Origin of the sequence: Occallatibacter sp., from assembly GCF_049802275.1 — a bacterium.
Classification (GTDB): Bacteria; Acidobacteriota; Terriglobia; order Terriglobales; family Acidobacteriaceae; genus Telmatobacter.
Genome location: NZ_JBARMD010000175.1, coordinates 1 through 8,095 on the forward strand (window position 1 = coordinate 1; position 8,095 = coordinate 8,095).

The window sequence follows — 8,095 nt, forward strand, 5'->3', positions numbered from 1 at the left end:
GGATGATGTCAGTGGTCTGCGCGGCGTTCATGCGGGCTCCGAGACCGACGAGGGGCGGTGAGGGGGGGATGCCTTCCAATTTGTCACCATGGCATGCGGCGCACTGCTCGGCGTAGACCCTGGCACCGGCGGGATCGGCTGCAGGTTTGGGCGTGTGCTCGGCGGCAGGTGCAGCCTGCAACTCTCGGGGCGGAGCTGAGGCACCTGCTGTGCGCAGATACGACACAAGCGCGTTGAGGTGTTCGCCTTCGATATTGGGAAACGATGGCATACGGCCACCGCCCTGATGAATAGTCGCGATCACTTTTGTGTCCGGCATGCGCTTTTCGATGCCGACGAGGGAAGGAAAAGCAGGCGGCGAGCCCGCGCGGTCGACGCCGTGACACATGGCACACTGGCTCTGATATACGGCTTCGCCTGGACTGCCTGCGCTGCTGGGGACCAGGCCGCCGGTCCAGGCCATTTCTGTCTCGTTGATGTAGATGATGTCGTGGATGGGATCGAGAGCTGGGCCGCCCCACTCTGCTCCACCGTCGAAGCCGGGAAAGACGATGGTTTGCTGGCCGATTGCCATGGGATAAAACTGGCCACCGTTGCGGAAGCTGCGGAAAGTCTTGAGAGCGTATTCGTGCGCTTCAGGCGTGCGCGTGGTGAGCGTGTCCTCGGTTAGTTGCTGGCGCGCGTAAGGCTCGGGCGCGTCAGGCCTGGGCTGGGTGGGCGATGTGATTTCGCCGGGAACGGTGCTTGCTGGATAGGGATGTTCGTGGATCGGGAAGAGAGGCTCGCCGGTGATGCGATTGAAGACGTAGAGATAACCCTGCTTGGTGGTCTGCGCGATGGCATCGATGTGCTTCCCGTTTTTCTCAACGGTGAAGAGCGCGGGCGGTGATGGGAAATCGCGATCCCATATGTCGTGATGTACGCCCTGGAAGTGCCACAGGCGTTTGCCGGTATTGGCGTCAAGGGCCAGCAGCGTGTTGGCGTAGAGATCGTTGCCGAGACGATCTCCGCCGTAGAAATCCATCACTGCGGAGCCAGTGGGCGCATACAGAATGCCGTGCTCGGCGTCGAGCGCCATGCCTGCCCAGTTGTTGGCGGCTCCCGCGGTTTTATATGCATCCTTCGGCCATGTTTCATAGCCGGTTTCGCCCGGCAGCGGAATCGTGTGAAAGACCCAGCGGAGTTGCCCCGTGCGGAGGTCGAAGGCCTGGATGTAGCCGGGCGGCGCGGGGTGCGCTTCGGGCTCGCGGCCGCCGACGATGATCATGTCTTTGTAAATGACGCCGGGCGTGGTGAGCGCGATGGAGAGGGCGCTGAAGTCGGTATTCAAGCCGTCGATGACGAGGCCTTTGCGAAGATCGATGTGGCCGTTTTCTCCAAAACTCGTGATCAGGTTCCCGGTTTCGGCGTCGAGGCAGTAGAGAAAGTTCATCACGGCGGCGTAAATGCGACCGTGTGCGCCGTCATTCCAATACGTCAGGCCGCGGGCCGGTTGGCCGGCGATGATGCCGGAGTCGAATCTCCACTTGAGCTTGCCGGTGGCTGCATCGAGTGACACAACCTTGGTGCCCGGCGTGTAGGCGTAGAGGGTGCGGCCGATGATGAGCGGGTTGGTCTGGATGCCGCCTTTTTCGCCGGTGTCGTAGGTCCATGCCTGTTGGAGAAGGTGGACGTTATCGCGATTAATCTGCGTGAGGCGGGAGTAGTGATCGCCGTCAGTGCCTCCGTTGTAGACGGCCCAGTCAGCTTGCGATTGCGCAAGACAAATCGGTGCGGCCACGAGGGCGCAGAAAGAGAGATGATTTGCAAATCGGAGAAATGTTTTAGGAAGCATTGCATTGCGCGACACAGGGTCGGCTGGTCAAGGATACATTGTGAGGCTTGAGGCTCAAGTCTGTCTTCGTCCAAGATGCGCTTACCGCGGTTCGGCAGATGAGGAGATCTCGGCGACTTGAGGTCATTCGTTCGAAACTGATGCCCTCAAAATTCCGAAGAGATTTCCTCAGCGTGCTGAAGCCAGCTCAGCTCTGCCGCCTCGCAAGAAAGCGTTCCATGAACTTGGTATCGAAGTTGCCGGCGCGGAAGTCTTCGTCGGCGAAGATTTCCTGGTGCAGCGGGATTGAGGTGTCAATTCCCTGCACTACGAACTGCGACAGGGCGCGCTCCATTTTGGCGATAGCTTCTTCGCGATCGATGCCGTGAACGATGAGTTTCGCTATGAGCGAGTCGTAGTAAGGCGGGACAACGCCTTCGGAGTATTGCGCAGTGTCGACGCGGACGCCGTTGCCGCCGGGAACATTGAAGGCCGTGATCTTTCCGGCTGAAGGTGTGAACTTGACGGGATGCTCGGCGTTGATGCGGCACTCGATGGAGTGGCCTTTGATCTCGATCTTCGGCGGCAGGATGGCGCTGAGACGCTCACCGGATGCGATGCGCAGCTGGGCCTTTACAAGATCGATGCCGGTAATGGCCTCGGTGACCGGATGCTCCACCTGAATGCGGGTGTTCATTTCGATGAAGTAGAGCTTGCGATCCTCGTCCATGAGGAACTCGACCGTGCCGGCGTTCTGGTAGCCAATATCGGTGAGGCAACGGCAGAGGGTCTTGCTGATATCTTCGCGCATCTTCGAGGTGACCTGGAGCGACGGCGCTTCTTCGATCAGTTTTTGATGGCGGCGCTGGATTGAGCACTCGCGCTCAAAGAGTGTGGTGACGTGACCGTGCTCGTCGGCAAGGATCTGGAACTCGATGTGGCGCGGCTGCTCGATGAACTTTTCCATGTAGAGCTCGCCGTTGCCAAAAGCATTGGCGGCTTCAGTTGACGCGGCATGGAAGAGATTGGGCAGCTCTTCGTCGGTTCGTACGATGCGCATTCCGCGTCCGCCGCCGCCGGCCTTGGCCTTGAGAATGACGGGATAGCCGATGTGGGCGGCTACATCCTGCGCTTCTTCGGTTGTCGCAATCACGCCGTCGGAGCCGGGGAGGATTGGAACTCTGGCTTCCTTCATCGCCTGGCGAGCTTTTTCTTTTTCGCCCATCAGGCGCGTGACTTCAGGTGGTGGTCCGATGAACTTGATGTTGGAAGCGCGGCAGACTTCGGCGAAGTTGGCATTCTCGCTGAGCAGTCCATAGCCGGGATGGATGGCGTCGACGTTGGCAATTTCGGCAGCGGAGATGACGGCGGGAACGTTGAGGTAGCTGTCGGCGGGGCGCGGAGGGCCAATGCAGATGGCTTCGTCGGCGAAGCGCACGTGGAGCGAATTGCGATCGGCTTCGCTATAGACGGCGACGGTACGAATTCCGAGTTCACGGCACGCGTTGAGCACGCGCAAAGCAATTTCACCGCGATTGGCAACCAAGACCTTACGAAACATTGAGAACCTTAGAGAAAGCGGAGTTAGCGGGGTTAGCGGAGCTAGCGGAGTTAGGAACGGCTCGTTCGATCACGCGCTCGTTGTTTGAGGTGCTTGAAGCGGGCTAACACCGCTAACTCCGCTAGCGATGCAAACTCCGCTTTTCGTTTCATCCTTCGCGAATGGAAAACAGGGGCTGACCGAACTCGATGGGCTGGCCGTTGGAGATGTAACACTTCACAATTTCGCCCGCGGCGTCGGACTCGATCTCATTCATCAGCTTCATAGCTTCGACGATGCAGATCACCTGCCCTTTTTCGACGCGTTCGCCCGGCGAAACAAAGGGCGGCGCTCCGGGTGAGGGCGAGCCGTAGTAGGTGCCGACTATGGGAGATTTGACGATGTGTAAACCAGCGTCAGGATCGGTGGCCGGAGCAGCTACCGGCTGATCTGCCACCGGAAGTGTGGCCGGAGCAGCCGCCGCGGGGGCTACGGTGAGCCTGGCGAGATCGGCAATTCCTGTCGTGGGCGCCGCTTGCGCAAATTTCAGCCGGATCTTTATGTCGCCGCGATCAAGGTCAAACTCAGCGACCTGGTATTGCTTGAGGAACTCGATCAGTTCCCGCAGATCCTTCATGTCCTGTGGTTTCATTCGTTCCTTTTGCCTGTGCGCAACAGCGCGTCATCGAGTCAAAGTTCGATCAGTGCCTTAGGTGCTGGAGTCAGTACCTGCCCCCCAGTTTTTGTTACGGCCACCATATCTTCAATGCGAACGCCGAACTTGCCTGGCCAATAAACTCCGGGTTCAATGGTAACAACCATTCCCGCCTGCAGCCTTGTTTTCTGTCCCGCAGCGACTCGCGGCGACTCGTGTATCTCTAGTCCGACCCCGTGCCCGGTGGAATGCGAGAAAGCGTCGGCCATCCCCGCCTTTCGCAAGATGCTGCGCGCGGCTTCGTCGACCTCACCGCAGCTGACGCCCGCACCTACCGCGGATACGCCGGATTGCTGAGCTTCCAGCACTGCTTCGTAGGCATTTCGTTCCTCTGATTTTGGTTTGCCCAGACAGACCGTGCGCGTCATATCGGAGCAGTAGCCCTCCCGGATTATACCGAAGTCGAGGGTTACGAACCCCCTGCGAGGCAACGTCGCTGTGGAGGCTTTTCCGTGAGGCAGAGCGGAACGTTGCCCTGAAGCAACTATGGTCTCAAAGCTCATACCCTCGGCACCGCGGAGGCGGGCTTGATGTTCCAGTTCGGCGGCGATTTCAATCTCTGGAATGCCGGGGCGGATGACGGTGAGGATGTGGTCAAAGAGGTCGCATCCGATGAGCGCAGCTTCGGACATGAGCGCCAGCTCGTCTTCGTCTTTGACGAGGCGTAAAGGCTCGACGAGTGGTGAAGAGATCTCGGTGAGGAAGCTGCGGCGGAGTTTCGAAGGCAGCTCGGCGCGCAAGCGGGAGACCTCGGCAACGGTCGTGTGGATGGGATCGAAACCGGAAAACTCTGCGCCGGGTTGCGCTGCAAGCCATTGCACTGCGGCGACGGCTGGAGAACCGGTGACGATCTCAATCTTGGCGCTATTGACTTCTGCAGCGGCTTGCGCTCTGTAACGGCCATCTGTGAAGAGGCGGGCAGAGCGGCGCGTGACTGCAAGCGCGGCGCTGGACCCTGTGAATCCGGAGAGATAACGGACGTCTGAGAGGTGAGTGACTAGAAGGCCGGAGAGACCGGCTTTGGTTATACGGCGGCGAAGCAGCCCAATTCTACGTGCGTGGTCCACCGCTCTGTTGTATCAAAGAGGAGCTACTAGCTCCTAGCGTCGCTCTGAGCCATTAGCTGGTAGCCAGTAGCTCTCGATTCGAAGCGCCAGCGCAGTGGTACGTCAGCGGAAGAATATTGTTTTGAGACAGCAGGTTCGACTTTGGCACAAAGAGGCTAAAAGCCAATGGCTCTCATCACATCGCGGGCTTGACGGGCTTCTTTTGCTCGGGATTGAATTCGGCGGCCTGTATCTCGGATTGGCGATCCATCCATTCGTCGAGGCGGGAGCGCTTGAAACGCCAGCGATTGCCCAGCTTGAATGCAGGCACGAAGCCTTCGGAGGCGTATTTATAGAGGGTATCGGGCGAGATGCCAAGGTAATCCGACGCCTGGCGAATATCCATGACTTCGCGGATTTCAGGAACAAGCAGGTTGGAACGGGCGCTTGAGCTACGCATAAGGGACACCCCAGGCAGGATTCCGGATAGATGCCGGTGCACCTGTTTATATCGCGGTTTTGCCCGGCAATTCAAGGGTTTTTCGGGAATTCTCCCCCTTGTTGCCGGTTACTGATCCCGCTAAACCCCGCCGGAACTCATTGTTAGGGCCCAAAACCGCAACCTATTGCGTTTGCCGGATTAGCACCTCCCAAGGGTTGGACCGGTGAACCGGATGGTGCTGCTGCACCAGAAGGCCGCAGAGCCGGCAGACTACTCAAATCCCTTCGGTCTTTCGCCGAGGGAGGAGCGATAGCGCTTGTCCGCATAAAGCAGTTCGATATTCTTCATCGCGGTTGCCATACCTTTCGCGTCACCTGCGGCGCGAAATGCAGTCAGCGCCTGCTTGTAAAGCTCGATAGCACGCTTCCCATCTCCCAGGTGTGAGTAGGCAGTGCCCATGTTGTTCAGGGTTGTCGCCTCGCCCTTGCGGTCGCCCATCTGTCGCTGGATCGCAAGCGCCTGTTGAAAGGGATCGAGCGCCCTTTTGGTCTCCCCATATGCGTTATAGGTTCCACCGATGTTGTTCAGGGTGTTCGCTTCGCCGGAAAGATTCATGCCGGCATGGTAGATTTCGCGCGCTTTCTGAAATGCGTCAAGCGCACTCTTTTTGTCGTGCGAGGCGTAGTAGGCGAGACCGATGTTGTTGAGCACAGTAGCCTGGCGATCGTGGTTGCCGGCCATTGCGTAGAGCAGCAGGGATCTCTGGTCAAAAATCAGCGCTTCAAGCGGGTCGTCGAGGGCACGAAATACTTCACCCATGTTTCCGAGGGTCGCGGCCTCGCGATCCTGGTTCCCTGCTTTGCGCCAGATTGGGAGCGCCTGTTTGAAGTCCTCGAGCGCTTCTTCGTTGCGGCCCAGGGCGAAGTTCGCGGCACCGATGTCAGACAACGCCGTGGCCTCATCAACCTGTTCGCCGAGAGTCCGGACGATTGAGAGCACGCGTTGAAAATACTTGAGAGCTTCAACCGGGTTGCGATGCGTGAAGTAGAGTACCCCGATTCGATCGAGCGCGAGCGCCTGGGATTTCAGATCGTTGGCGTCGATGGCTGCTTTCAGGGCGCCCTCATACCCGGCAAAGCTTGCGTTCGCCTCGGGAGACGGCTGCATGGATGCAAACTCTGCGGCAGGGGGAACAAGAGAATCCTGTGCGGGAGCCGACGGCGCAATGACAAAAGAGCAAAGGACGAGTGTGATAGTGGCCGAAACTGCCGACAACGGGGCAAGGACGGGCGTGCGCATGAACCGACCTCCGGCATTTCGATTGCCCGCAGGGGAGACTGGGGATGCGGGCAGGACCTATGGGGATGGGCTGAACTGTACCCCGGAATCTAAATCGAATGCAATCGGAATCTCGCGGAAGGATGGGAAAATCTTCAGCGCATGAGGAAAACAAGAACGCCGCCGAAGAAACCGGCGGCGTTCAAGCCCAGGAGAGTGCTGCTCCACGACAGAGTTGCTCTGGTTAATTGTTCTGATCTTCGCGACGGTGGAGAGTTGGACGGTCGTCGCCACTGTCGTCGCTGCTGGCCTGGGGGTTGTTCGGATCTGTAGTGGTGCTGGCGCGACGCAGAGACGGCTTGTTCTTATCCTTGCTGTCGGTCAGTCGGCGCTTGTTTTCAATGCGCGCCAGTCTCGCCTTGACATCGTCGAACTCAGAGGTTGTAACGGTGTATTCATCGCGCGCGGGAAGGATCTTGGCAATCTCCTCCTGCGAGTGGAGGATGCGGTCCGGCGTCTGAGGATGATCGGAGAAGGCCTTTGCTACCAATCCGGGTTTCCGCTTTTCGAGAGCCTGCACCTTTTCAAAGAAACTGATAAACGCCTGGGGGTCATAGCCGGCGCGATACATGTACTCGATGCCGAGAAAATCGGCTTGTGCCTCGAAGTCGCGCGAAAACTTCAGAAACGTAATCGGAACTGCAAACTGCATCGCTTCGTAGATTCCGTAGCCAGCCCAGCCTGAGCTCATCATGATCAAGGGAATCGTCCCGATCTGGACGTAGTTCATGCGGGTCTGTTCGCGGACGGCGTGGTGCGCGCAGACATGCGCTGTCTCATGGGCCATCACGCCGGCGAGCTCGGCTTCCTCGTCGGCATTGAGAATGAGCCCGGAATTCACATAGAAGAAACCGCCCGGCAATGCCATGGCATTGATTTCGTCGGAATCGATGACCTTAATGGTGAAGGGTACCTTGCAATCAGAATTCTTCACGATGTTCTGTCCGATGCGGTTGACGTATTCGGTCACCACCGGATCGGTAATGAAGTGGGTGCTCTTTTCGATCTCGGTGGCATACATCTTGCCCATCTTGATCTCGGAGTCGGTGGAGTACCAGTTGCCCCTCCCGCGTCCGCCTATGTCGCGATTGCCCACGGCATTGACATCATCGATGCTGCCGGGCTTGACATTGATCTTCTCGCTACCGACTTCGAAGACTTTTTGCGGATCAACATTGGCGGCGGCTACATCCCCCTGTAC

At 58.4% G+C, this 8,095-nt stretch carries 7 protein-coding genes; all 7 read right to left on the minus strand.

Annotation, left to right across the window (positions count from 1 at the left end; translation table 11 throughout):
• Nucleotides 1-1,780: c-type cytochrome (locus tag WA354_RS05625; RefSeq protein WP_472812030.1), on the minus strand; the 1,780-nt coding region annotated here is incomplete at its 3' end.
• A gap of 241 nt (nucleotides 1,781-2,021) precedes the next feature.
• A complete protein-coding gene (gene accC, locus WA354_RS05630) occupies nucleotides 2,022-3,374 on the minus strand; it encodes an acetyl-CoA carboxylase biotin carboxylase subunit (protein ID WP_472812031.1) in 1,353 nt (450 codons plus the stop codon).
• A gap of 148 nt (nucleotides 3,375-3,522) precedes the next feature.
• Nucleotides 3,523-4,005: an acetyl-CoA carboxylase biotin carboxyl carrier protein gene (gene accB / locus WA354_RS05635; protein WP_472812032.1), complete on the minus strand. Its 483-nt coding sequence runs from the start codon at nucleotides 4,003-4,005 to the stop codon at nucleotides 3,523-3,525.
• A 38-nt stretch (nucleotides 4,006-4,043) separates the two neighbouring features.
• Nucleotides 4,044-5,135, minus strand: a complete 1,092-nt coding sequence (locus WA354_RS05640; RefSeq protein ID WP_472812033.1) for a M24 family metallopeptidase — start codon at nucleotides 5,133-5,135, stop codon at nucleotides 4,044-4,046.
• A gap of 175 nt (nucleotides 5,136-5,310) precedes the next feature.
• Nucleotides 5,311-5,574: a helix-turn-helix domain-containing protein gene (locus WA354_RS05645; protein ID WP_472812034.1), complete on the minus strand. Its 264-nt coding sequence runs from the start codon at nucleotides 5,572-5,574 to the stop codon at nucleotides 5,311-5,313.
• A gap of 252 nt (nucleotides 5,575-5,826) precedes the next feature.
• On the minus strand, nucleotides 5,827-6,855 hold the full coding sequence (locus tag WA354_RS05650; protein ID WP_472812035.1) for a tetratricopeptide repeat protein: 1,029 nt from the start codon (nucleotides 6,853-6,855) through the stop codon (nucleotides 5,827-5,829).
• A gap of 223 nt (nucleotides 6,856-7,078) precedes the next feature.
• Nucleotides 7,079-8,095, minus strand: a 1,017-nt coding sequence (locus WA354_RS05655) for a M48 family metallopeptidase (RefSeq protein WP_472812036.1), incomplete at its 5' end; no start/stop codon positions are given.

Bases quoted from the DNA above. Each gene is read 5' to 3' on its own strand.
- accC (WP_472812031.1), bottom strand. From the start codon at position 3,374: ATGTTTCGTAAGGTCTTGGTTGCCAATCGCGGTGAAATTGCTTTGCGC.
- accB (WP_472812032.1), bottom strand. From the start codon at position 4,005: ATGAAACCACAGGACATGAAGGATCTGCGGGAACTGATCGAGTTCCTC.
- WA354_RS05645 (WP_472812034.1), bottom strand. From the start codon at position 5,574: ATGCGTAGCTCAAGCGCCCGTTCCAACCTGCTTGTTCCTGAAATCCGC.
- WA354_RS05650 (WP_472812035.1), bottom strand. From the start codon at position 6,855: ATGCGCACGCCCGTCCTTGCCCCGTTGTCGGCAGTTTCGGCCACTATC.